Annotated in this window: 21 protein-coding genes; 1 reads left to right on the forward strand and 20 read right to left on the reverse strand. The window is 51.1% G+C overall.

The window, feature by feature from the left end; translation table 11 throughout:
* Window positions 1–135: 135 nt before the first annotated feature.
* The 20 genes from ABYT30_RS03015 to ABYT30_RS03110 all read right to left on the reverse strand — a co-directional run bounded on the left by ABYT30_RS03015 (window position 136) and on the right by ABYT30_RS03110 (window position 21,604).
* A complete protein-coding gene (locus ABYT30_RS03015; protein ID WP_373077640.1) occupies window positions 136–1,137 on the reverse strand; it encodes a pyridoxamine 5'-phosphate oxidase family protein in 1,002 nt (333 codons plus the stop codon).
* 291 nt (window positions 1,138–1,428) lie between these two features.
* Entirely contained in the window at window positions 1,429–2,583 is a 1,155-nt protein-coding gene (locus tag ABYT30_RS03020) for a trans-acting enoyl reductase family protein (protein ID WP_373095210.1), read from the reverse strand.
* Window positions 2,584–2,640: 57 nt separating this feature from the next.
* Window positions 2,641–3,138: a hypothetical protein gene (locus tag ABYT30_RS03025; RefSeq protein ID WP_373077645.1), complete on the reverse strand. Its 498-nt coding sequence runs from the start codon at window positions 3,136–3,138 to the stop codon at window positions 2,641–2,643.
* A 32-nt stretch (window positions 3,139–3,170) separates the two neighbouring features.
* Window positions 3,171–4,046, reverse strand: coding sequence for an SDR family NAD(P)-dependent oxidoreductase (locus ABYT30_RS03030; protein ID WP_373095199.1), 876 nt, complete (start codon window positions 4,044–4,046; stop codon window positions 3,171–3,173).
* Complete coding sequence (locus ABYT30_RS03035; RefSeq protein ID WP_373077648.1) at window positions 4,043–4,651, reverse strand: TetR/AcrR family transcriptional regulator; 609 nt, start codon at window positions 4,649–4,651, stop codon at window positions 4,043–4,045. The genes ABYT30_RS03030 and ABYT30_RS03035 overlap by 4 nt, the downstream gene beginning before the upstream one ends.
* Before the next feature lie 355 nt (window positions 4,652–5,006).
* A complete protein-coding gene (locus tag ABYT30_RS03040; protein WP_373095201.1) occupies window positions 5,007–6,080 on the reverse strand; it encodes a hypothetical protein in 1,074 nt (357 codons plus the stop codon).
* Between the two features lie 269 nt (window positions 6,081–6,349).
* On the reverse strand, window positions 6,350–8,008 hold the full coding sequence (locus ABYT30_RS03045; protein WP_373077652.1) for a hypothetical protein: 1,659 nt from the start codon (window positions 8,006–8,008) through the stop codon (window positions 6,350–6,352).
* A 53-nt stretch (window positions 8,009–8,061) separates the two neighbouring features.
* Window positions 8,062–8,439: a limonene-1,2-epoxide hydrolase family protein gene (locus ABYT30_RS03050; protein WP_373077653.1), complete on the reverse strand. Its 378-nt coding sequence runs from the start codon at window positions 8,437–8,439 to the stop codon at window positions 8,062–8,064.
* 21 nt (window positions 8,440–8,460) lie between these two features.
* The gene (locus ABYT30_RS03055; protein WP_373095203.1) at window positions 8,461–8,745 is read right to left on the reverse strand and encodes a glyoxalase superfamily protein; all 285 of its coding nucleotides are present in this window, start codon (window positions 8,743–8,745) and stop codon (window positions 8,461–8,463) included.
* A complete protein-coding gene (locus ABYT30_RS03060) occupies window positions 8,664–8,834 on the reverse strand; it encodes a glyoxalase superfamily protein (RefSeq protein WP_373095204.1) in 171 nt (56 codons plus the stop codon). The genes ABYT30_RS03055 and ABYT30_RS03060 overlap by 82 nt, the downstream gene beginning before the upstream one ends.
* Before the next feature lie 323 nt (window positions 8,835–9,157).
* Window positions 9,158–9,970 carry an enoyl-CoA hydratase/isomerase family protein gene (locus ABYT30_RS03065; protein ID WP_373077659.1) on the reverse strand — a complete coding sequence of 271 codons (813 nt, stop codon included), beginning with the start codon at window positions 9,968–9,970 and terminating at the stop codon, window positions 9,158–9,160.
* Between the two features lies 1 nt (window position 9,971).
* On the reverse strand, window positions 9,972–11,705 hold the full coding sequence (locus ABYT30_RS03070) for an FAD-dependent oxidoreductase (protein WP_373077662.1): 1,734 nt from the start codon (window positions 11,703–11,705) through the stop codon (window positions 9,972–9,974).
* A gap of 42 nt (window positions 11,706–11,747) precedes the next feature.
* Window positions 11,748–12,080, reverse strand: coding sequence for a 2Fe-2S iron-sulfur cluster-binding protein (locus ABYT30_RS03075; protein WP_373077664.1), 333 nt, complete (start codon window positions 12,078–12,080; stop codon window positions 11,748–11,750).
* A 99-nt stretch (window positions 12,081–12,179) separates the two neighbouring features.
* Complete coding sequence (locus ABYT30_RS03080) at window positions 12,180–14,570, reverse strand: TonB-dependent receptor (RefSeq protein WP_373077666.1); 2,391 nt, start codon at window positions 14,568–14,570, stop codon at window positions 12,180–12,182.
* An 87-nt stretch (window positions 14,571–14,657) separates the two neighbouring features.
* Complete coding sequence (locus tag ABYT30_RS03085) at window positions 14,658–15,503, reverse strand: SDR family NAD(P)-dependent oxidoreductase (protein ID WP_373077669.1); 846 nt, start codon at window positions 15,501–15,503, stop codon at window positions 14,658–14,660.
* Window positions 15,504–15,553: 50 nt separating this feature from the next.
* Entirely contained in the window at window positions 15,554–16,864 is a 1,311-nt protein-coding gene (locus ABYT30_RS03090) for a cytochrome P450 (RefSeq protein WP_373077671.1), read from the reverse strand.
* Between the two features lie 38 nt (window positions 16,865–16,902).
* Complete coding sequence (locus ABYT30_RS03095) at window positions 16,903–17,940, reverse strand: helix-turn-helix transcriptional regulator (RefSeq protein WP_373077673.1); 1,038 nt, start codon at window positions 17,938–17,940, stop codon at window positions 16,903–16,905.
* A 198-nt stretch (window positions 17,941–18,138) separates the two neighbouring features.
* Window positions 18,139–19,341, reverse strand: coding sequence for a CaiB/BaiF CoA transferase family protein (locus ABYT30_RS03100; protein WP_373095206.1), 1,203 nt, complete (start codon window positions 19,339–19,341; stop codon window positions 18,139–18,141).
* Window positions 19,338–20,540 (reverse strand): CaiB/BaiF CoA transferase family protein, encoded by a 1,203-nt coding sequence (locus ABYT30_RS03105; RefSeq protein WP_373077679.1) that lies wholly within the window; start codon window positions 20,538–20,540, stop codon window positions 19,338–19,340. The genes ABYT30_RS03100 and ABYT30_RS03105 overlap by 4 nt, the downstream gene beginning before the upstream one ends.
* Window positions 20,541–20,632: 92 nt before the next feature.
* Window positions 20,633–21,604, reverse strand: a complete 972-nt coding sequence (locus ABYT30_RS03110; RefSeq protein WP_373077682.1) for an enoyl-CoA hydratase/isomerase family protein — start codon at window positions 21,602–21,604, stop codon at window positions 20,633–20,635.
* Between the two features lie 268 nt (window positions 21,605–21,872).
* Here ABYT30_RS03110 and ABYT30_RS03115 point away from each other — a divergent pair, with 268 nt between their 5' ends.
* Window positions 21,873–22,985, forward strand: a complete 1,113-nt coding sequence (locus ABYT30_RS03115) for an AraC family transcriptional regulator ligand-binding domain-containing protein (protein WP_373077684.1) — start codon at window positions 21,873–21,875, stop codon at window positions 22,983–22,985.
* Window positions 22,986–23,004 lie beyond the last annotated feature (19 nt).

Below are 23,004 nucleotides of genomic sequence, written 5' to 3' on the forward strand. Positions count from 1 at the left end.
ATTGAGTGGCGAGCAAATGCAGGAGATTGCAGCGCTTTGTAGCCAAGATTAATTTGGTAAATTTAGTGCGTAGCTTGTTTTATCGGCCCAAGGCCAAGTTAATAGGCGGCATTCGGACTGCGCGACACTAGCACCTCAATACATGTTGTTTTTATAGTCCGCGTCCAAACCTTTCGCCATTGCACCGGGCAACGATACCGCGGCCCGAGCAATTTTTGCTTGTATGGAACTCTCTTTACTTTGTTTTATATGGGACTTAAATATTTCTGAAGGAATCAAATCCTTAGGCGTTTGCTTTGGCGGCCACAATGGAGATTTAGCAAGTGCCATGCTCGACTTTATTTGCATAGCGTTAGGTTTGATTTTTGTAACGATCATTGGCTCCTTACCTTGGACGCTGAATCGTTGCAGTAGATCTTCATCAATACAAAGCTCGGCAGTGCCTTGTAACGTGAGTATGCTCTTAGCGCCGGGCACCATGGCTATAATGGCCACTTCTGGCTGCTCAATAATATTGCGAAAACTATCAATTCGCCGATTACCGGGTCGATCCGCTAAAAAAATAAAGCCTTCGTGCTCTTGGATTAGGAAGTTTTCCGGATCGCCCTTAGGACTGATATCCGCTTCTCCGTTACTATTAATGGTCGCCAATGCTAAAAATGTCGATTGCTTTACATATTTCGATAGGTCGTCGTTAGATTGGTCAGGCGAGCAGGGCAACCAAAAATTCGCGCGGCGGAACGCCTTGGCACAATGCAGATAACACTCATCAACTTTTAAGCTTAGCCGCCCGTCTGATATATCAGAGACCGTGCCATTAACGCGCAGTGTTTCGTCCATACCGCTGACGATAAATAAAGCGCCAAAAGATGCGCCTATCTCAACAATACTTCCAGCGTCTAAGGCACGTAAAGGTATGTGCAAATGCTTAGTGTCGAAAACAGTAATGACGTTTTCTTCACCGCCCACAGGTGACATCGTAATATGTCCCGCCCTACCAAACCCTAAAAATCCGAAGCAGGTATATGACAGCCAGCGCCTAGCATGTTCGTCGATATGATCGATAACTTTAAGGTCACGAGGCGCCGGCAATCTGCCAACCCGCTTCTGCACCTGCTCAATGCTAGTCAATTTCAAAAAATTTGCTCCCTGTTGGCCTTGGGCGTACTGACCGACTCACACGCCGATTCGGAACCGATTGTTGGGGCTGATAACTGTTAATTATTGGGCCGCTGGTTCGAGTTCGACTGGCGCGACTATACTCTCCTACGTAAAGCATAGCTGAATGACGCGCTTAGCTCCTAGGCACTTCGCCCGGAAATACATGACCTAAACAAAATTCTGAAATATAGCCAGTAGAACAAGAGCGACTGCGTATAAGTTAGTATTGAACACCCGTCCTATCTGGCTATCAGGTTCGACTCGCGATCAATTCGCCTCTAGTTGAAAAGTGAGCCCTGCATTACGCTGCAATCGCTCAATAAGATGACTGCCCAAGGCCGCAGCAGGTGTCGTGACGCCACCTCCACCCAAGGTTGGGTTTTTAACAAGGCATACGGCAGCTTCCGCGATCATTTTAGAGGTTGAACCGTAGCCGGGATCCATGTCGCCTTTGACGGCTGCACGCAATGTTTCGCCACCCGCTGCCTCGCCAACAAACAATATGTCGTAGTGGCCAGTTTCCCGCTGCTCTTTTGTCGGGCCCTCGCCTGGTTGTGTTTGGTCGGTGGCCATTGATGTATCGGCGGCCACAGCTTTCGCGATCGCTTCACCTTCCTCACCGGGGCCTGTTAGCAACATTTCGTCGTAGACGAAATCTTCACCGTAGCCGTGATCTTGCAGGAAGTTGGAGCGGTGAATATTCTTGGTGTTGATGGTCGCCATCATGAAGGGCGCAACCCAGCTTTTCAGTACCTCGTCGTACATGGGCTTCATCCCGGTAGGCTGCTCTGCGCCAGTAAAACCAGGGGTAAGGGCGAAGGGGTTTGTGAGAACGGCTACGAGCTCGGGGTTTGCTGCGGCTGCGGCCATGGTTGCTTTGAAGCTAGCTAAGGTACCGCCTGACCACACGCCCTTCATGCTGCGGACTCTGCCTCTGACTCTGGGAAGTACCTTCCCAAATTGCGCCTGTGCCCTTTCTTGCAAAAAGAGCACGCCCAGATCGAAAGGAATTGAGTCGAAGCCGCAGGAAAAAACGATTCTCGCACCGCTCTTCTGAGCCGCTTCGTTGTGTGCCTCAATCATTTCGTTCATCCAGTTGGGCTCGCCGCATAGATCGACGTAGTCTGTGCCCGCTTTAACACAGGCAGCAACCAGATCAGAACCGTAAAGCTGATAAGGCCCAACCGTGGTGAGCACAACTGAAGTGCGCTCTACCATGGCGGTAACTGACATTGGGTCACTCGCGTCAGCCACAAGCAAAGGTAGGCTATCAGGTATGCCCAGGTCCTTGCGCACAGCTTCTAGCTTTTCCTGGCTGCGGCCGGCCATTGCCCAGGACACTTCACCACCGACGCCATATTGTGCGTGCAGATATTCAGCAACCAGTTTTCCGGTATATCCGGTTGCGCCGTATACGACGATGTCTAATTCACGATTTTTTTTTCATAGTTCTAAATATCCTTAATGATGAATACTGATTTAGACTGCGTTTGATTGTTTGCGATTTTTAAGCCAGAAAAACTGACATATGTAGCCCACGAAAAAAATCACAAGAAAACTTAAATAGAATTGTTTAAGTAAAGGGGCTTCATGGCTCGTCAGTATTGGATCTGATACCGGAAGGCGTAGCAGTCCATCGGTGATGGCCGGAATCATATGAAACAGCAAAGTCCCCGAGAAGCAGAAAGCTTGAAAGTAATCTGCTATCGGGGAGAGCGCCGTAATTTTCGTAACGAAATAACCAGCGATCAACGCCAGCAAAGTCAGCACAGCAAGAAAATGTGCAGCGCCGAAGCCGCCATGCTTGTATATCATCAGCGCCGTTACCGCCGCGATTAATGTACAAACCAGATACAATTGGCCTGTTTTGTGTTCGGGCGTTATCACTTTGTGAATCGCCAGTGTGTAAAAACCAGCCAGTAGGGCAACGATTGCGATTATGGTGTGTATCCAACCAAGCAATGTAATCTCAGGCATTGAGGTCTCCTTCTTTTGTCATAGTGAGTCTTTCAAAGCATGTCGATTTTTTGATTGACGATATCTTGTAACAAGGGACTTTGTGCCGCCCGCTCAAATGCCTCGTCGATTTTTTTAGCGCGATGTTGAAGTACGCGGCGATAATTTGGATGGGTAAAAATGTAGAGCTCGCCAGCGTTAAGGGCCTCTACCACTCGCTTGCCTACAATCGCAGGATCAATGCCATTTTCCACTGCTTTGATCATATTGATTGCCACTTGGCTCACTCCGCCGTGGCTCGCACTTTCCGAACGATAAATGTCCTGACGATTTCGGTGCGATTCGTAAATTCGGGTTTGAACAAACGCAGGGCATAATACTGATACAGCTATATCTTCCTTTTCAAGCTCGCCAGCCCAGCCTTCTGATAGAGCGACTACTGCCGTTTTCGTAGCGCTGTAAGCGCTGTTGTATGGAACACCGCCCATACCGGCCATGGAGGCAACGTTGACAATCCAGCCGCCTTCACCGTGTTCTTTGATTAGCGGCACCATCGTCTTGGCGCCGTAAACGACCCCCATAAGGTTCACATCAAGAGTCCATTGCCACGCTTTGGCGTTTTGCTTTTCAAGGGGCCCTGGCTCGCCGCCGATGCCTGCATTGTTCACGAGCATATGAACTTTGCCGAATCGAGCCAAAGCCTGTTCAGCCACCAGCTGCCATTGGGCCTCAGAGGCGACATCCAGTGCGACGGCTAACACCGCGACACCTGAGCGCTCTAGCACTTCCGTCGCTTTTGCAAGACTGTTGGGGTCAATGTCGGCCAGAACGATATTCATTCCTTCTTCACCCAAGGCTGTTGCGATAGCAAAGCCAATACCTTCGGCTCCACCACTGATAACTGCGGTCTTTCCTGCAAATTGATTCATGCTAAATTTCTCGGATTGTGTCTTTTCAAAATGTTTTCCAGCATCACTGGAAATAACTGATCGAACCCAGCGCCCTGAGTGAGTTGGTTTGCAAGTTCCAAAGATACCAGTCCGTGCACGCAAGCCCAGATGGAATGAGCGATCAATGTCGCGTCACCCTGAAGATCGCCAACGTCGATGGCCTTGCGGGTCGCATCGAATAGAATTTTGCGTGTGCGTTTCTGGGCGAGTTCTGTCTCTGGGTAGTCCTGCGCCTGGTGGACATGAATCATGTAGAGCAAGCGGTAGGCATGGGGTTCGTCGTGCGCAAACCCAGCATAGGCCACGACCAATGCAGTAAGGTACTCCAGCGGCGGCAAGGTGAGCGGAACAGCTTCCAGCGCATCGGCTAGACGGTGGAACAAGGTCGCGCGCAGGAGGGCAAAGACGGCTTCTTTGTTTTCGAAATATCGGTAAGCCATCATCGGGCTACAGCCCATAGCCTTAGCGATTCCGCGTATCGTCACCGCATCGTAGTCCTCTTGCTGATAGAGCGCATAGGCCTGCTCGCAGTAGGACTTGCGGAAATTTTCAATATCAATGTCGGTCAGTGGCTTTCTTGGCATCAATAGATATTACGACGTATATTATACGATGTAAACTATTGATTTATGCCAATGGGAGTAAGGCAAGAGGAAAACGCCTGGCATTGCTGACTACTCTCACCCCGAATTGGTCAAGATCCTCGGGGCGCTCTTAAACTCTTCAAATCGCCGCGTTTCACGCATAATTTTGTGACGCACCGACTCGAGTCTAGATATGGTCGTACCACACCCCCAGCGCTTCTCGGGCATTCAGATTTAAACAGGACCGAAATCGTGACAAGAAAGGCACTATCTGCCGCTACTGACAAACTATGCTCTTGATGACCTAGGTCGACGACCAATAAGGTCATCGACGATTAGTTTGAGTGAAAACAATTCAACCGAGTCTAGCAATGATCTGCGGTAGGTCTGCCGTAGTGCGAATGCCCGCAGGCGCTTCGCAAACATAAGGCACTGCGTTAATGGGACGATGTGCGGTTAAACCCGGGGTCATGTCGGCGTAATCTTCAGCCTCTACGGGGAAGGTAATCAACACGTCCAGCGGGCAGTCACCCTGCAACACCACGTGCCAGCCCGAGGGTGAGACAAACTTCCACTCTTTGCCGTCGCTGGTTTCCACGTCCGTTGACACAAACCAAGTGGAGGTAAAGCTCATTAGCGGTTTGCCATTACGCATGCCGGTTAGGGTTGTTTTCATGGCCGCGACGGTACCGGCTGGCACGACGCCCGCGGCAATATGCACATCATTGCGGGCCAAGCCCACCTCGCCAACTACGTCAAAATCATCCATTGGCAAACCCAGTGCGGTCGCCACCATCTGCAGTGATGGCCCAAAACTATTTTTAGTATGCTCAAGCTGGGCGGGATGTGCGGGGCCGGCGGGCCGACCAAAGCCCATCATCTGAAATAGCATTTCTGGTGAATTGCGCGAGGAGCAATCGGCGAACTCGTTAATGGTGAGTGTGTCTAAGCGACGCTGTATTGATGCCAGCACAATCGGCAGCGCTTCCGTAATAAAACCCGGACTGGAACCGGTTGCATGTATCGAACTATTGCCCTGTTGGCATGCCGCCTCTACCCGTGCGCAAGTCGCGGCATCCAGCGCCGCCGGATTCTGTAGTTCCATGCGGGTTGTTACAATATTTGCGCCGGAGGCGAGGATCTGGCAGATCTCATCGAAGTTACAAACATGGGGCATATACAAGACGCAGTCAGGTTTAAGGGCGACAACCTCGTCAATACTGCTAATCGCAGCAACACCCACTGGCGCGATGCCAACAAGCTCGCCAGCGTCACGGCCAAGCTTTTCTGGATTGTGAACTAAGACACCAACCAACTCCAAATCGGGGTGTTCAATCGCGCGGCGCAGCGACCTAGAGCCGACATTGCCCGTTGCCCACTGCACTACTCGGTAGCGTTTCGGCGTTTTACTGTTTGATTGCTGTTGCATTGCTTCCGTCCTATTTTACTAATTTATTTTTATTGGCCGGCACTCGACCAAAAGCAATTTATACGTTTATCACTGTAGCGAATGACGACGCCCTGCCGCAGCTCCCAAATGGGAATAGCTTTATTCTGCCAGCATTTCTTGTATTTTATGGATGGTATTAAGATTCCGGCCCGTCGCGGCAACTCCCACGCACCGCTCAAGGTTTACCACCAGCTTTGAGCGTCCGATTCCCTCGGGCGCAAACAGAGCAAAAAAGGGCTCTGCCCCCTTTATTCGTACCGCGTCACCAGATCACGAACATCCCGGTCATGGGTTTTCAGCAGTCTTCCGCAGTCATACCAGTCCGTGCCCTGAATGCGTCGGCCACCTACACAGTCCACCGACTTCAATGCCTGCTCAATCGTGGACCATGAAGACAGGTCCCTGTGCATCGGCCCGTCACAGGCAAAGTTGCCCGACTTGGTCTTGCGGCAGAGTGCCTCGGCTGTTTTGTTGGTGACATAACTGGTTCCGGTAGAACCGCCACCCGTGCCTTGTGGGCTGCCTGTAGCGGTGCTACCGGTGGGATCGGTGGTATTGGTTCTGCTGCCGGTGGCGCCGCCAGTCGTTGACCTTGTTCCTTGCCCGGTTGGCTGGACGACGGCGCGATTGCCGTCCTTCCATCCCTGAATCTCTACCGTGGTGCTGTAGTCGCAGCCCTTGTCCCACTTCTTCCCGGCATTCAGGCAGTTTTGCTTCTCGGCCTCGTAGTTGGAGAGCTTCCCTCCCTCTGCACCTGCACCGTTCGTAGTCCCGCTTTTTGGACCGGACGCAGCTCCAGACCCGGATCCAGCGGCGTTGGCTTTCGTCCTGTCGCGCGGTTTGTATCCGGAGCTTGCTCGCTCGCCCGTTGTTGCACGGGCGGCCTGGTAGCTACGGATATCCTTCATGGTCTGGCTCTGGATGCTGTCAAACTTCGCATGATCAGCATTGGACTCGGCCAGCGAAGACATCACCGCCTCGCCAAGCATCTCCCTGCCGGCGGCATCCACTCGACGTTGATACGCACGAAGATACGCTTGAACTTCGGCGTTCTCTCTGTTGTGTCTCGTCCTCACGTCCTCTGCGTCCTTGATTGTCGCCGCGCTCACCATGGTATGTCTGAGCTGGAGGTCCTTCAGAGTTTTTTGATCAGAAAGCATCCGGTCGATTTCATCGCCGATGGGTCTTTCAAGTTGGCTTCTGTGCAAATACAAATGGAAGTCGAACAGTCCCAGCACGTTGTTCCCAACCTTGATTCGCACCCAGTTCCCCCATTCGTTCTTGGGATGGTCAGGCAACAAACACGTTAAGGTTTTCAGCCTGTCATCATCAGAGAACTCAAGTGTTTCTCCGACCCACTGAAGCCGGTCCTGGGGATTTTCAACGCAATACAGCAGCGGCACGCCCGCCGCAATCATTCTTTCCCTGAACGTATCTGCATCCTCGACAGAAAATTCTGTTTTCGCATTGTAGGGACCGAGGAATCCAGGCGTGCAACCCACGCCCCTGAATCCAAACTCGCCTTGAATGACGGTTGGCTCCCCCCCCGTTTTCTTTACATACAAGTGTGGTGGCGCTTCCCCATACTGGTCCCTTTTGGAACTGTTATACCCCTCGGGATACCGATCGGGCTGACACCGACGCTCCCCGTTTGCATACAAGAAGTTCTTGTCGGAGAACGCCGAAAATGACTCGTGGAACTTTCGGTGTTCGAAGAGCTCCCTGCCGGACTTGCTCCAGACACTGTCGACGAATAGCTCAACCAGACGATCGGTGTTCTCGGCCCTGACTTGTTCCTGGAAAGCCCGTTCCCGGTCAATTTCTTCCTGACTTGGGCCCATTACGCTGGCGCAGGCACTCAGCGAACACAGCACGAGGATCAAGCTGCTTTTTGTTGTTGTTCTCATTCGCGGATTCCTTGTAGCTTACTTGGTGTTGCGAACACGCCCACCGATATTATTCAGCTAGCCATCTGACTGGTGAATTGGTTTAGATCAAAGTAATCTCGCCATGCTTTAATTTTGCCGTTATCTATTTCAAACACGCCCATTACCGGCAAAGTGATCCACTGGCCATTCACAAAAAAACGATCTGATCGCTCATTCATTACCACTCCGTCCGCCGTCTCGGATTGATGATGCACGACAAATTCCATGGCTTCAGCCATGCCCATAAACATCTCAAGTATGACGCGAATCTCAGCTTTACCACGGTTTGGCGGATCCATTGGGATATTAGTATACACGGCGTCTTCGGTAAAATACTCAAGAATTTTGTCGACGTCTTTGTCCTGAAAACTACCGATGAACTGGGAGATTAGGTCTGTGTTTGCACTCATTATGCTTTCCTTCTTATTGTGTTATTTCGGCTGAGATTCATTGAACAGTATCTTATTTGAGAAGGGATCTGTCACGGTAAAACATCGGCCACCCCATGGCGCAGTCTCCAGATTTGGTCGACAGTAGCTGTAATTCTTGGCAGTCAGCTCATCATAAAGTTTTTGGATGTCACTGACATTCACGAAAACCTTACTTCCCGGCGTACAGTCGCCGGAGTGCTCACTCAAGTGCAGGACAAAATTATCTTTTGTCGCCTGCATGTAAATCGGTAATTCGGTAATTCGGCTGCGAAGCGATGCGCCCAATCGAGCTGCATACCCAGGTAGCCAAGATAGAAATCCTTGGCTTTTTCTTCGTCAAAGATACGCATAATGGGTATTGTTTGAAAATCCATTTCAGTAATCCTAAGTACACGTGGTGCAAACAAAACATCAGTGTCAAAAAGCCTTAGCGCTTGGCGTATTTGACAACATTACAACATGGATCATTACACCACCGAAAACTGCGAGAAATTTAACATCAGGGGATGAAGATCCCCGCTGAGGCATTACGCCATTTCCGAAGCGAGTTTAATGCGCTATTGGGGCTGCGTAATAACTGAGGTTTAGTGACTTGATGAGGCAAACGGATTGGAGGGGTGCGTATTTTCTGTAGGACTCAGTCCGCCATTAAACTGTCGGGTAGCAAGATAGCCACCCTAAAGTTAATCTTTTCTACTCACTTCCCCCCAAACACGGGCTTGCGCTTTTCCTTCAGCGCAGTGATTGCCTCGCGATGATCAGCAGAGCGCACAGCCAAGGCTTCATAGGCGAGGCCCGCATCCATTAGCGATTGCGCAGTGCGTTTCAGTTCTTGATTCAGCAATACCTTGGTCCAAGAAATCGCTTTGGTTGCACCTGCCAGCAGTTTATTGCAGTAGGCATCTACCGCCACATCAAGTTCATCTAAGGGCAGGCTGTGGTTAATCAAGCCAATGCTCGCCGCTTGGGGTGCAGTGAGTAAGTCGCCCGCCAGCAGATACTCCTTGGCGCGGTTCAGGCCAATGAGCTGGGGCCAAATAACCGCGCCGCCGTCACCGGCAACTAAACCGATTGAGACATGAGGGTCGCCTATTTTGGCTTTTTCGCTGGCAAAGATAACATCACAGAACAGGGCGAGTGTGGCACCAAGGCCAACTGCGTGACCATTGAGGCGACAAATTAGGGGTTTATCAAGGTCAAGCAGGGCAAATACAATGCGCTTGGCCAGCCGGCACTCTTCATCAAAGGAGTCCGGATTATTAGCGCTATTGGTGATGTGGTCGAGATCGCCACCCGCCGAAAAAGCGCGACCTTCCCCGGTAAGCACGATTACATCTGATTGTTTGTCGGCATTGGCAAAGCTAAACACTTGCGCCAGCTCTTCATGCATCTTTAGGTTAACCGCATTCATAAAGTCGGGGCGGTTAAAACTGATGGTCAGCCGCCGTCCAGCACGGCTGAGTAATAGGGTTTCATAGGCCGGCAAACCGGCCTTATCGCTCTCTGGCATATCAGGTAACACTCTCTTTTGGTTTTGCATCCGCCGCTTTGGCAGCGCGCTCAGCAACATCGTTGGCTGCAATATAACCAAAAGTCATTGCTGGGCCAATGGTAGCACCCGCACCAGGGTAGAGATTTCCGAAAGGACTGCCAGAGTTATTACCCGCCGCGTACAGTTTTGGAATGGGCTTATCCGCCGCATCAACTACGCGACCTTTAGCATCGGCCTTTAAGCCGCCTTTAGTACCAAGGTCACCAAGATTAATTGGCACTGCATAAAACGGCGCTTTGCCAATTTCACCAAGACAGGGGTTGGGCGTGACTGATGGGTCACCGAACATCTGGTCATAGGCATTACTACCGCGACCAAACTCGGGATCGACACCGGATTTAGCGTAGTTATTCATATTGGCGACGGTGGTGCTGAGGGTGTCGTAGGGAATGTGAATTTTATCTGCCAGGCCGGCGAGGGTGTCAGCCTTAAATATATAGTGATCCCAGCAATCTGCCGAAATCATCCAGTCAGGCATAATGGCTGTGGGCATAAAACCACCAGCGGTAAACTTGCTGCGGAAGGTGGCATCGAACACTAGCCAGCATGGTGAGTTATCACCTGTCGCTAATTGATCTTTTACCATTGCCTCGCCAAATTCGTCGTAACTGCAGGCTTCGTCAACAAAACGAAGGCCTTTGCGGTTTACACACACGCTGTGGGGACGACCAACATCGAAGGCAGCTTGGTGAATTTCTTCAAAATTAGAGACCTTGGGCATGGGCATATGCATGGTAGGTATCCACCAGCCGCTTTCTGTGTGCTCAGTAGCCGCACCGATCTTCATCCCGGCAATTAAGGTTTCGCCACGGTTAGCGTCTTCTGGTGTACTGCTGTGACGGGTGAGGCCAGGCACCGCAAAGAAGCGGTCACGTAATTCCTGATTCCACTCAAAACCGCCTGCGCCCAAGACAACACCGTGCTTAGCGTGAATTTCATAGTTGCGGCCAAAGTGAGAAACTTTTACGCCACTAACTTCGCCATCGGTGAGTAACAGTTCTTCTAATTTGGTGTCTAAACGCACTTCTACACCACGCGCAAAAATCTGCTTATAGAGATGACCCATAAGGGCACCCCCATTAGTAAAGCGGCGATCGCGGCGCCCAATTTTGCGGGTACTGATATCGGTCCAGTACCGCCACAATATTTTCATAAAGGCTTTTATATAGCCCGGCCCGCGAGTGGATATTGAGAAAAATTCAGGGAGGTCCATTGAGTAGCGGTTTAATAATTTAAATCGCGTGTACTGCTCGCGCATAGTGATGAAGTGCTCGCCAAGCTCACGCCCGTCAAAGGTATCGCATACCACCGAGCGATCATTGCGGGCGCTCGGTGCCTCAGTAAAGTAGTCGGGCCACATTGCTAGCGCTACGGGAATGCCGATCTTTTTCATGAACTGGGTCATATCCGCCGCTTGATCGACATAGGCTTCTAGGCGGTCACGCTGCACTGGGCCTTTGAGCAGACTGTCGATGTACTCCAGTGATTTCTCACGGCTATCGTCGCTGCTTGGATCTAACTGATTATTGGGAATCCACAAAACGCCGCCCGAGGTTGCCGAGGTGCCGCCGTATTTATGGGCTTTTTCAACAATCAGCACCGACAGGCCCAACTCCGCAGCACGCAGTGCCGCCATGGCCCCTGCTGATCCCGAGCCGACAACAATCAGGTCATAGCTCTCAGTTCCACTCATTTTGCTTCTCCCAGTTCAGCACCGGCTAGTTTAGGTTTTTATTTAAAAATCACAGGGTGCCACAGACACCTTTAGACCATTCATTTTGTCGCTGACGATCACTTGGCAACTCAGGCGGCTATTGGGCTTGGTAATTTCGGCCACCATGTCTAAGGTCATTTCTTCTATTTCGTCTGGTGCACCGAGTACATCCTGCCACTCGGCGTCTACGTATACATGACAGGTTGCACAGGCACAGCCGCCACCACAATCAGCTAAGATGCCGTCTACGCCATGGGCCTTCGCTAATTCCATTAACGTTGTCCCAGGTTTCGCGTTTTCTATTACTTTTTCTTCGCCATCCAATTCTACGAAGGTTATCTTGATCGCACTCATTACGCCTTTTATCTCCATACACTCACTTCAATGCCTGGTCTTAGCGCCAGACACACAACAAACGTTCGAGTACTCACAAGTTGAATGTGAAACGATCAATTAAAACTGATAGCTCACTTCCATTCCAAAAGTACGCGGTTCACCAACGGCGGCGGCGTTATGCCCCAGCGCTGCGGCCAAGGTCATACCACCGGCAAAGTACTCTTCGTCGGCCAAGTTTTTACCAAACAGCGCAGCATTAAATGGGCTGCCCATTATGGCCTCCCAACTTAACCTGGCGTTCACTAGCTCATAGCTTGGCAATTTGGTGCCCGGTGCCACCGAGTCTGCGGCATTAGAAAAATACTGAGCACTCTGGGCGTACACTTCACTGCGAATGCTAATTTGACCAATGGTATCGCTGGTCGGCACATTGATTTGCACGTAAGCAACACCCGAACTTTCTGGAGTATCACCCACTGGGCCATAGCTGTAGGGCGTGCCGAATAAATTTATTTTACCGTCGGTAAATTCCGCGTCCGTAAACGCACCCGACAGGCCAAGTTCTAGCCATGAGACCGGTAAAATAGAGGCTTCGACTTCCACGCCTTTAACCACCTCTTCTGGCACGTTTGCGGTAACCGCAATTGAGGCCAAGCCGCCTGGGCCATCTGGGTCCGGAAATTCTACGCGCTGCACATCGTCTACCCACTGCTGGTATAGTGCGATATTTAGCATTGCCGGCATATCAGCCACGGAACCACGGAATTTAAAACCGAGTTCAATATCTTTTACATGTTCAGACTCAAACTCGTTGCCGCCGCCGGTAGCGTTGGCATTCACTGGCGGTGCCGCGCCATTAAAACCACCGCTGCGGAAACTGCCACGGGTTTTCAAGTAAGCCAGCGTGCTATCGCTGGCTTGATACTCCAAGCCAAGTTCCCAGCTGGGGTCGTGAAAATGGGATTTTTGATTTGGCAACGTCGCTGTGTAGGTTGCCTCATCGAGTTGCTCTATCTCTACTCGCTCCCAGGTATAACGCAAACCTGCTGTTAGGGTCAGTGATTCCACGCCCGTCAAGCCAGCAAGGTCATAGCTACCCTGCGCGTAAAGCGCATCAGTCTCATTGCTAATACTAAAGGCATTCGTCACGTAGGCTGGCTGAATTACCGGCGCCACATCAAAATACGTCTGGGGCCACAGGGTATCGCTGGTCATACGCTGAAGATAAACACCGACGATATAATCAAGCCGTTCGTTGAAGGCCGTACCCTGTAGCTGAAACTCTTCAGAAAAAGAGTCGACCACTAACTCATTACCCGATTGCCCCGCCGCGGCATTGGCGGTGAGAATGGTGACAAATGGCGCACCTGATTGCGGCTGTTCCGAATCAGTAGAGGAGTGCGATGCGCCGAGAATATTTTTCAAACTCAAGGTGTCGCTGATTTCAAAGGTCGTGGTATTGCTGATTAGCCAGTCGCGGCCATCGTGATTGGCGTCGCCAGCATGACGAGTTTTATATGGCCCCATGCGACGCTGCTCGTCGACATAGGCAATTAAACCCGGCGCGTAGGCTTTAGGATGCGCTGCCAAATAGTCATTCCACGCGCCGGCATAGGAAATTGAATCTAAACCGGGACCAAATAATAAGCCTGCCCCACAATTAAGCGGTACGCCATTATTGGTATCACCACAGGAGTAGACGCTATAGGTATAGGACGCACCGGTATTGGTGCCGCCAATACGGGAATACTGCGCAACCGTGGTATTTTGATAGCGATCATTCGGGGCAAAGCTCAAAGACACACGGCCACTTTGGCGGTCTAGCTCGCCTAATTCGTCACCGTTATATAAATTATCAATGTAGCCATCGCGCTCTAAGGCATTGGCGGCAATTCGCAGCAAAACGGTATCACCAACGAGGGGGATATTGACCATGCCTTCCAATTCGCGCAGATTAAAATTGCCCAGCCGCGCCTTGAGCATTGCCTCTGACTCAATACTCGGCTTAGCACTGGTGTAAAGCACCGCGCCGCCTGTGGCGTTGCGACCAAACAAGGTTCCCTGTGGTCCTTTTAAAGCCTGCACTGATGCTAAATCGTAAAATGACGAGGCACTGCCAATGGTCAGTGGCACTTCATTCATATAGGCAATAACAGCAGACGGCGAACCGCTAAAAGTGTCTGCCGACTGACCGCGTATGGAATAGGTTAGGGAGTTATTGCCTTGGGTCTGCCGAATAGTCAGACCCGGTACGGCCAGTTGCAAGTCGGAATCAGTGCGCACTTGGCGCTCATTAAGCTGCTCGCCGCCTATCGCGGATACCGCGATGGGTACATTCGCCAAGCTTTCATCGCGGCGACGCGCCGTCACCATTACTTCTTCTATTTCCGCTCTGGCAGATTGTCCGCTCTCGTCACTGGCCGCTGCCGCATGAACTGGGCCTACCAGTAATGCCGAAACCAATAAACCGCCAGTGGCGGTTATCTTGTGTTTTCTCTTATTATTCATTGCGATATCTCCGATCACAGCTAACACAAACTTACTCGCGCGATTGCGCCCTTTTATTTTTGTCGCGTTAAAAACACGTCTTTAATTTTACTCAAACGACGCAATTGCAGCGGCTCTTACATCAAACAACTCTTGTAAGTGATTGACCGGGTCGCCGGCGGTAATGCCGCCATCAATTGGCATTACCGCACCGGTAATCTGCGCCGCCTTATCACTGCATAAGAACAAGGCCGTTTGCGCAACGTCAATTGGCCGACCGTGACGCTTCAACGGCTGATTCGAATCCCACACCGGTGCCAATGCTTCGCGGATTTTAACCATCTGCTCACTGCTCATACCTGGAATGGTGAACGCCGTTAATGGTGTTCTAATATGGCCCGGCGCCATTGCACAAACGCGAATGCCATACTCCGCAAAGTCGATTGCCGAGCACTTGGTGAAATGAATCACGGCGGCTTTGGAAACGCGATAACTCATTAATGCCTGGCCCGGCAGAATACCGGCAATAGAGGCGTTATTTAAAATAACACCGCCGCCGTTTTTCGACATATAACGGCCCGCGCAGTGGGTTCCCATCATGACACCGCGCAAATTAACGCCAATAACTTTATCGAAATCCGCCATGTCATCATCTAGAAAACGCGGATATTGCGCACCAGAAATCCCGGCGTTATTAAACATGATATCGAGACCATTAAAGGTCGCTATCGTATATTCAACAAGACTTTCCACATCTTCTTTGCTTGCCGTGTCGGTACGCTGAAATCGAGCATTGTCACCAAGCCGCTTTGCAAGTGCCTGTCCAGTTTCTTCATTAATATCCGCGATAACGACTTTAGCGCCCTGCGCTACAAACAGCTCAGCTGTTGCTTCACCAATACCACTGCCGCCACCGGTGATAATGGCAACTTTGCCCGCTAACTCTTGACTCATCTCACTCTCCACCAATTCCTAGGCATCTGCCTGTTTTCACGAGCTAAGCTCTAGCCTCTGCGCTCTAATAACATCGGCAAACTTTCTATTGTGTGCGTCGCCACGGTCGGCTGGTATTTAAGTTCAGATGCAGGAACAGCGAGTTTGATATTTTTAACCCGTTTGATCAGTTCCTTCGCAGCGACATTAATTTCCATGCGCGCTAACGAAGCGCCAATACAGCGGTGGATGCCCACACCAAAAGCAACATGCGAACCGATATTACCGCGACTGGTGTCAAACTGCTGAGGACACTCAAAGCGAGTTTCATCAGCATTACCTGACGCATATAAAACCAACATATGCGCGCCTTTGGGAAGTTTCTGGCCACCCAGTTCAGTCTCACAGGTGGTCATTTTCGCCAAACCCCGGACCGGCGGTGCGTAGCGCAACAGCTCCTCGACAAAGCGATTCATGTAGCGGCTGTCATCGACATTATCGTAAAGCTCTTGCGCGATCTCCGGCTTGGTGGCAAGGATAAACAGCAAGTTACCAATCGCTGTTGCCGTGGTGTCGTTGCCAGCAATAATTAAGGCACGAACAAGTGATACCGCTTCAGCAAAAGTGAGCTTTTCACCATCGTCAGTCACCGCGTGAACCAAGTCAGATATCATATCTTCGCGGGGGTTTTCTTCACGGTCTTTCATCTGCGCAATGATGAAGTTTTGCAGATCGCAAATTTCCTTGGCGTTCTCGATCATTGACTCGCGATTCTGCATACGACCAATCTGGGCGGTAATCGCCACCGACCAACGCGATATCTTTTCGCCGTTGTATTGATCTATACCCATTTGTTCGCAAATCACTGCGATCGTGAGAGGGATAGCAAACTCTTTCACGCCATCAACGACATTGCCATTTGCCGCCTTTTCTGCAAACTTATCAGCGAGGTCAGATACAATTTTGGTAATACCTGGCTCTAATGTTTTAACGCGGTGGGCAGTGAATGCCTGCTCTAAAAGTTTTCTGATACGAGTGTGGTACGGCGGGTCACTTTTAATTGCGTCAGCAAAAAATCCGCCGCCGTCGCGCTCAATGATTTCTTTAAACTCGTCAAAGTGACCGCTAGCGTACTGCGCCTCATAGCCATGCTTATCTGAATAGGTGTCTGGATCGCGAAGCAGCGTCACAATATCTTCGTAACGCGACACCAGCCACATACCGAGCTTCTCATCAAAATGAACAGGTTCTTCGCTACGCAGCGTTTGATAAAAATCCTGCGGGTAGGCTTGAATGATCGGATCGGTCAGCGAGGCCTCTGAAAGCACAACTTTGTGTGCCACTGGGCAGCCCGTTTTTACTTCTGATTCACTGGAACTCATTTCTTGCCTCGCAATACGATTTTATTGGTGTGTAAAAATTACTGCAGCGAACTCGGGCCGCTGCTTATAAATTTTGGTGGCTGCAATTTTGGCGCTGGCGGACTTGCTATCTCATCGGCGCGACTGGTGCGGTATTCCCGGGGCCCCTGTTTGTATACCCGTTTAAACAAGCGGCTAAAATGCGCTGGGCTTTTGAAGCCAACCCGAAAAGCGATTTCAGCGATAGAAATATCGCTGGCTTTGGTCGTCGATAACCACTGATGCGCAGTTTTTAAGCGCCAGTCCCAAACCATGGTTGAAAAGGACGTGCCATGTTGACGCAGTAAATGGGACAAATAGCGCGGTGAAATACCACTGGCTTCGGCGACCATTGCCGCATTGAGCTTTGGATCGGAAAGATGAATTTCAATATAGCGCAACACATCTTGTAAGCGGCGTTCAGACAGTGATTGGCGTTCCTGAGTACAGTTATCACAATCTTTTATCGCATCGGTTAATACCGACAGGGCGCTGTCGACTAGGAGCTGCTCTATATGCTCGGCAAGCTCGTCGGCATCTTCAAAGACATCGGTGAGTATACGCTCGGCGATTAAGAACTCGCGCCCTTCCGCCGCCACGGTAAAACCGGCGTTGATTTCACTTGGAATAAAACGCCTAAATATATGAGTCGGTATGATGACATGCATTACCTCATGCACACCTTCATCGTCGGTTTTACATTCGATGGTGAAGGGCGACATGGATTTAGTAATGGCAAAGTCGCCGGCGCGAGCAATACTATTACCGCTCTGATGAGTCACGCAGAGACTACCGCGCTTTACAAACCAAAGCACAGTGACATCTGTGGCGTCTTCGCGAATATGATTTATAGAGCGCCGAAAACTAAGTTTCGACTTGGAGCGCAAAAGAATAATAGAGCAAGCGCCCACCGCCTTTTTTTCAGCGCGAACGTCAATGATCGATCCCGCCTCGATGGTGTAATCGCCGAGGTAGTATTCCTGATTATTGTCACCGCGAAACGCGGTTTGGCATTCGTGATAGTTACGTTCATCGAATGCAAAGAGAGTTTCAGTCACTTGTTATTCCCCTTAATTATAGTAACTTTCTGCTCTCCAGCCAGGAGCCGGATTGCGCTCACACTGGGGACCGCACTATAAACCGCAAAGCAGTCTAGCAACACTCAACAGTGATGATCAACAATATCCCGCCAAGGCCCCACTATCTCGCCACTTTATGTTAATCCATGTACATTTCGCGCACTCCACGAGCGGCCCTCAGCGTACCACCCCCGAACTCCCTAGTTTTTCTTGCTCTTCTGCCGATAAGCCAAGGATTTCACCCAGCACATAGGCATTGTGCTCCCCGAGGCGCGGCGCAGCGGCGTTAATGTCTGCCCCTCTGGACATATGCCAGCCCGGCCCCAGTATTGGCCGCGACTCACCGTCGCCGCTAGTGACGTCGTGGTAAAAGCCACGCGCCCACAAATGCTGATCTGAAATCAAGTCTACCGAGCTGGCACTTTTGGTCGCGGCGATGCCTGCGGCTTGCAATAGCTCACTCACAGCTTGGGCATCACGACTCAAAGTCCACTCTGCAATCAGGGTATTCAACGCTTGCTCATTGGCTTTGCGCGCCGCCAAATTGGCAAACCGTGAATCATCGCGCCATGCTTGGCGATCCATTTTCTCAAGCAGCACCGGCCAATTGGCCTCACTGACAGCGAGGCTGAGCCACTCGCCGTCGCGACAAGGATATACGCCGTGGGGCGCCATTTCCGGATGCTTATTGTTGTCACATTCGCGCACGGTGCCATTAAGCGAATAATCCATAATCGCGTCGCCAATCATGCTACTCATGCTTTCTACGGCAGACACATCAACAAACTGGCCTTCGCCGGTGCGGCGCCGGTGATTTAAGGCTATAACCGCCGCATACGCGGCCACTGCGCCAAAGGTGGAATCTGCATAGCGCACATTCATGCCCGCTGGTGGACCACCTTCGTAGCCCACCAGCGAACTCAAACCACCTAAAGCGGCAAAACAAGGTGCATAACCAGTTTGGTAGCTCAGAGGACCCTCTGTGCCATGCATTCCCATTGAAACGCAGATAATATCCGGCTTCACCGCCTTTACTTGCTCATAGCCAAAACCTAGCCGCTTAGCGGCACCGGGCCGTAAATTCTCGATTAAGATATCCGACTCTTTGAGCAAATCCATTAACAGCCCGACACCAGCTTCGGTTTTAACATCAATCTGCATGCTGAGCTTTTGCGGGTTCACGGCCATAAAACCCGGCGCCTTGTTGATGTCATCCACACCGAAAGTACGGGTGACATCGAGGGAGCCATCACTCTCAATGCGAATAACTTCAGCACCCAGAAATGCCAGTAATTTACCGATATAAGGCCCCGCCCAGACCTTGGTTAATTCGATAACACGAACACCTTGCAGCGGACCGCCGCGCTTAACACTAGTCATTTCGTCGCCTCCGTCGTATTCGCCTGCTCACTCAGCCAAGCCGCCAACTGTTCCGCCGAATGACGACCCAACAGGGGCGCTGGTGAGGTTAAGGCCGCGGGTGTTGCACTTAGCTTATAGGGCACTGTGGGATAGCTCACTTTACCCAGCACGGGGTGGTCTAACTCCGCAAAGAACTTACGGAATTGATATTGCGGCGACGCCATAAGATCCCCAGCATTGTTCACCGCCACCAAAATCAAACCCAGCTTTTGCGCGGCCTCGGCCACTTCATGTTTATTCTGGGTTTTCAGCCACTCACCGATATGCAGGCGACACTGGGCAACGCGCTCCGGCGTGCATTCGCGCTCCAACCAGCGCTCCGGAAAACTAGCCATCCACGCCGGATCACCAAGCAATTGCCGAAGGCCGTCCCAGTGCGCAGGCGCTGACATCCAAATATAGGCATAGCCATCTTGGCAGGCAAAAATACCTGCGGGGCCAAACAGATCAAAAGCACTACGCTCTGTACTCACGTCCATATCGCCAGCAATCATTTGCCCAAGCACATAGTCAACGCGGGAGGCCAAGACCTCCTGCATCGCGATTTCAATAAACTGACCAAGACCCGAGTCTTGCTTGTCGTAGAGCGCCGCCGCGACACACATCGCCGCCTCCACCCCCGCCTCGTAGCTGGGCATAAAGCGTCCGGCGCCACTTAATGGCGGCTGATCCACGGGGGCGTTGCTGGGGGTGTGGTAGCCCCAACCGCTACTGTGGAAGACATTAATATCCTCGGCGTGGCGACGCTCATCCGGCGGATTTAAACCGTAGGGGCTGATTGAGCATAGAACTAAACCGGGATAATCATTCGCTAACGTGTCCGGATCTAAACCCAAGCCTTGCAGAAAACTGAGAGAATGATCATCGACAACAACGTCTACTCGCGCAAATAGCGCCGACAAGGTCGCACGATTTTCGCTAGCAGTACAATCCAATGCCAGCGACTGTTTATTAGTATTGAGGTAAGCGAATAAGCCACTGCGTTCATCGCCCGCTTCATTACCCGCAAATGGCCCGAATCGACGCGTTGGACTGCCACACCCTGGCTTTTCAATTTTGATGATTTCAGCACCAAAATCAGCAAGCAGCTTGCCGCAGTATTCACCGCAGACACTTTCAGACAGCTCTAGCACTCTGATTCCACGTAAGGCAGACATACAACTCTCGACTTTTATTGGCGATTATTTCCTGCACCAACTCGTGTTAGCACCGAGCTGGGCAGAGTATTACTGATACGCGAAAGCCTCGCTTACGGCTTTTTGCGGTTAGAGCGACCTAAGCGCCACTCCGGCGGATAGTCCATATCAATATCTTTAACGACGTTGTTCAAGCCCTTCTCAAAGGTGTCATCGCCAACCTCAGCCTCACCTTTGCGATCACTTTTCATCATCGGCAACATGCCTTCGACAAAACCCGTGAGCAGACTACCAAGGTATTCACCACGGTATTGCTTATACAGTTCGATATAGGTTTTTTGCACTTGAATAACATCGGTAGGACGGGTGCGGGCACACGCCTTGGCATACTTTGATACTTCTGCCTCAAGTTGGTCGCGAGGTACAACGCTATTAATAAAATTGCAGTCCTGCATCTCTTTCGCGGTAAACGGTCTGCCGGTGAATAGCATCTCTTGGAATTTGCGCAGCCCCATGGTTTCGATCCACGTCCACAGCCGCGGGCCCCAGCCTGCATAGCGAAAGGCGGGATGACCAAACAGGGTATCGTCTGAACACACCAACAAATCGGCATCTGCCGCCTGATAAAAATGCCAGCCGTAGCAGTAGCCCTTGGCTTCGATAATGCTGATTTTTTTAAACTCTTGCAGCGGGCGATTACCAGCAGCCGCTTTGGCGTAGTGATCGGTCATGCTGTGAAGAAAACGGTATGAACCCTTGGGCGGGTATTTTACCGATGGGTCGGTAATGCCAAACTCATGTAGCAGGGACATGTCTTCGTCGGAATCAGAAAACATATCAGCCTGCTCACCCAAGTCGCCACCACTGCCGAAGCTGTCGCCCTCACCGCGAATAACAAGCACTTTTACATCGTCGTCGACATTGGCCTGAAAAATTAAATCTGCGTACAACTGCCGCATCCCTACGGTAGTCGCGTTAAGATTATCCGGCCGATTAAAAGTCAGATAAGCGATTTTAGTCTCGGGATTTTTTTCATAGCGAATATATTTTTTAGCTTCTTCTTTCAGATCGTTAATATTGATCATCTCTACCCCGGCTAACTGATTTTTTTTGAATTGTTACGTTAGTGAGCCAGCCTACTTAAGGCTAGCGCGGAACTGACTTGAACCTTAACTGACATCCCTCTCATGAGGTTTATTTTAAAATCAGCCTTTGTATAGCCCATCGATTTTTCCATAGGCTACAACTTAATTCCTGACATATCGCGTGATAAGATGTACTGTTGGTGCAAATTCGCCGAGACTATTGCACGAAAAAACGATTAGTCACGCGCAAAATAAGGAGCGGGGCGCAGTGGAAGACAATTATTTTTATAGCCTAGACGGCCCGTTGGAGGCGATGCCCACCGAAAGCCAGATGCGCAGTGCCAATCTCAACGCCTTCTCCGGCCTTGTTCGCAGTCTTGGCGGTGACCCCCGCGCCTTACTCGAACGCTTTCATATAGATCCCCGCCTACTCCGCGATCCCGATCAATATATCAACTGCCAATCGCTCGTCGATTTGCTGGAGTATTGCAGTACGTCTTTGCACAGCCCGCTGTTTGGTATTGATCTCGCCCAACTCCAAGAACCTGACGTTTTTGGCTGTGTCACCGCGCTGTGCCGTGCTGCACCAAGTTTCCGCGAAGCAATAAATAGCTTTATTGCCTATCTGCCCTGTACCCACTCGCCCACGGCAATAATGGAACTGATCGAGGGTGACGACGTGGCGGAATTGCGCTGGTATGTGCGCACCGACCTTGGCATGAATACCCAAGCCAATTATCAAGCGGTCATGCTGAATCTAAAGCTTTTGAAACAGCTTGGCGGGACTGGCTTTCACCCGAGCTATGTAAACCTCGCCGTTGACGCACGCCACAAAGATATTATGGAACTGGAGCGCCGCATTGGTTGCCGCTTCCACCCCACCCACACCGAAAATGCCATCGCTTTTCCGATGGCAATGCTTGACCACCCAGTAAGCAGCGCCAGCCGCCTGCTATTCAAACTACTGGGCGGCTATTTAGAGCGAGTTAAAATGGCCTCGCGCACCAGCCTCACCGAAAGGGTGCAGGATTATGTGCGGGGCTCGCTGCCCACAGGTAATTGTTCAATAGAACGCTGCGCCCAAAAATTGGGAATGTCAGTCCGCACCCTACAAGCAAAGCTGGGCGATGCTGATTTAATGTTCTCCGATATTTTAGAACATCAGCGCATCGACCTCGCCAAAGCCTATCTCAAGCAAGAACAATTTAGCTTAGACGACGTCGCTGCAAATCTTGGCTATTCCGAGCAATCGAGCTTTGGCCGCGCCTTTAAGCGCTGGACCGGTATGACCCCCAAACTCTACCGCCGCGATTTTGGTGTTGCTGCCCACCCGGAAACAGAAGAGACACAAGCTGAGGTCAAACCAGCGCCCCTAGACTGAAGGCGCCACCGCTCGTCAG

The organism is Zhongshania sp., assembly GCF_041623545.1.
Classification (GTDB): domain Bacteria; phylum Pseudomonadota; class Gammaproteobacteria; order Pseudomonadales; family Spongiibacteraceae; genus Spongiibacter.

Excerpts from the sequence above, each read along its gene's own strand:
- ABYT30_RS03075 (WP_373077664.1), bottom strand. The coding sequence starts at position 12,080 with ATGAGTGCGATCAAGATAACCTTCGTAGAATTGGATGGCGAAGAAAAA.
- ABYT30_RS03040 (WP_373095201.1), bottom strand. The coding sequence starts at position 6,080 with ATGCAACAGCAATCAAACAGTAAAACGCCGAAACGCTACCGAGTAGTG.
- ABYT30_RS03060 (WP_373095204.1), bottom strand. The coding sequence starts at position 8,834 with ATGGATTTTCAAACAATACCCATTATGCGTATCTTTGACGAAGAAAAA.
- ABYT30_RS03050 (WP_373077653.1), bottom strand. The coding sequence starts at position 8,439 with ATGAGTGCAAACACAGACCTAATCTCCCAGTTCATCGGTAGTTTTCAG.
- ABYT30_RS03085 (WP_373077669.1), bottom strand. The coding sequence starts at position 15,503 with ATGAGTCAAGAGTTAGCGGGCAAAGTTGCCATTATCACCGGTGGCGGC.
- ABYT30_RS03025 (WP_373077645.1), bottom strand. The coding sequence starts at position 3,138 with ATGCCTGAGATTACATTGCTTGGTTGGATACACACCATAATCGCAATC.
- ABYT30_RS03080 (WP_373077666.1), bottom strand. The coding sequence starts at position 14,570 with ATGAATAATAAGAGAAAACACAAGATAACCGCCACTGGCGGTTTATTG.
- ABYT30_RS03045 (WP_373077652.1), bottom strand. The coding sequence starts at position 8,008 with ATGAGAACAACAACAAAAAGCAGCTTGATCCTCGTGCTGTGTTCGCTG.
- ABYT30_RS03065 (WP_373077659.1), bottom strand. The coding sequence starts at position 9,970 with ATGCCAGAGAGCGATAAGGCCGGTTTGCCGGCCTATGAAACCCTATTA.
- ABYT30_RS03110 (WP_373077682.1), bottom strand. The coding sequence starts at position 21,604 with ATGATCAATATTAACGATCTGAAAGAAGAAGCTAAAAAATATATTCGC.
- ABYT30_RS03070 (WP_373077662.1), bottom strand. The coding sequence starts at position 11,705 with ATGAGTGGAACTGAGAGCTATGACCTGATTGTTGTCGGCTCGGGATCA.
- ABYT30_RS03090 (WP_373077671.1), bottom strand. The coding sequence starts at position 16,864 with ATGAGTTCCAGTGAATCAGAAGTAAAAACGGGCTGCCCAGTGGCACAC.
- ABYT30_RS03030 (WP_373095199.1), bottom strand. The coding sequence starts at position 4,046 with ATGAATCAATTTGCAGGAAAGACCGCAGTTATCAGTGGTGGAGCCGAA.
- ABYT30_RS03100 (WP_373095206.1), bottom strand. The coding sequence starts at position 19,341 with ATGACTAGTGTTAAGCGCGGCGGTCCGCTGCAAGGTGTTCGTGTTATC.
- ABYT30_RS03105 (WP_373077679.1), bottom strand. The coding sequence starts at position 20,540 with ATGTCTGCCTTACGTGGAATCAGAGTGCTAGAGCTGTCTGAAAGTGTC.
- ABYT30_RS03035 (WP_373077648.1), bottom strand. The coding sequence starts at position 4,651 with ATGCCAAGAAAGCCACTGACCGACATTGATATTGAAAATTTCCGCAAG.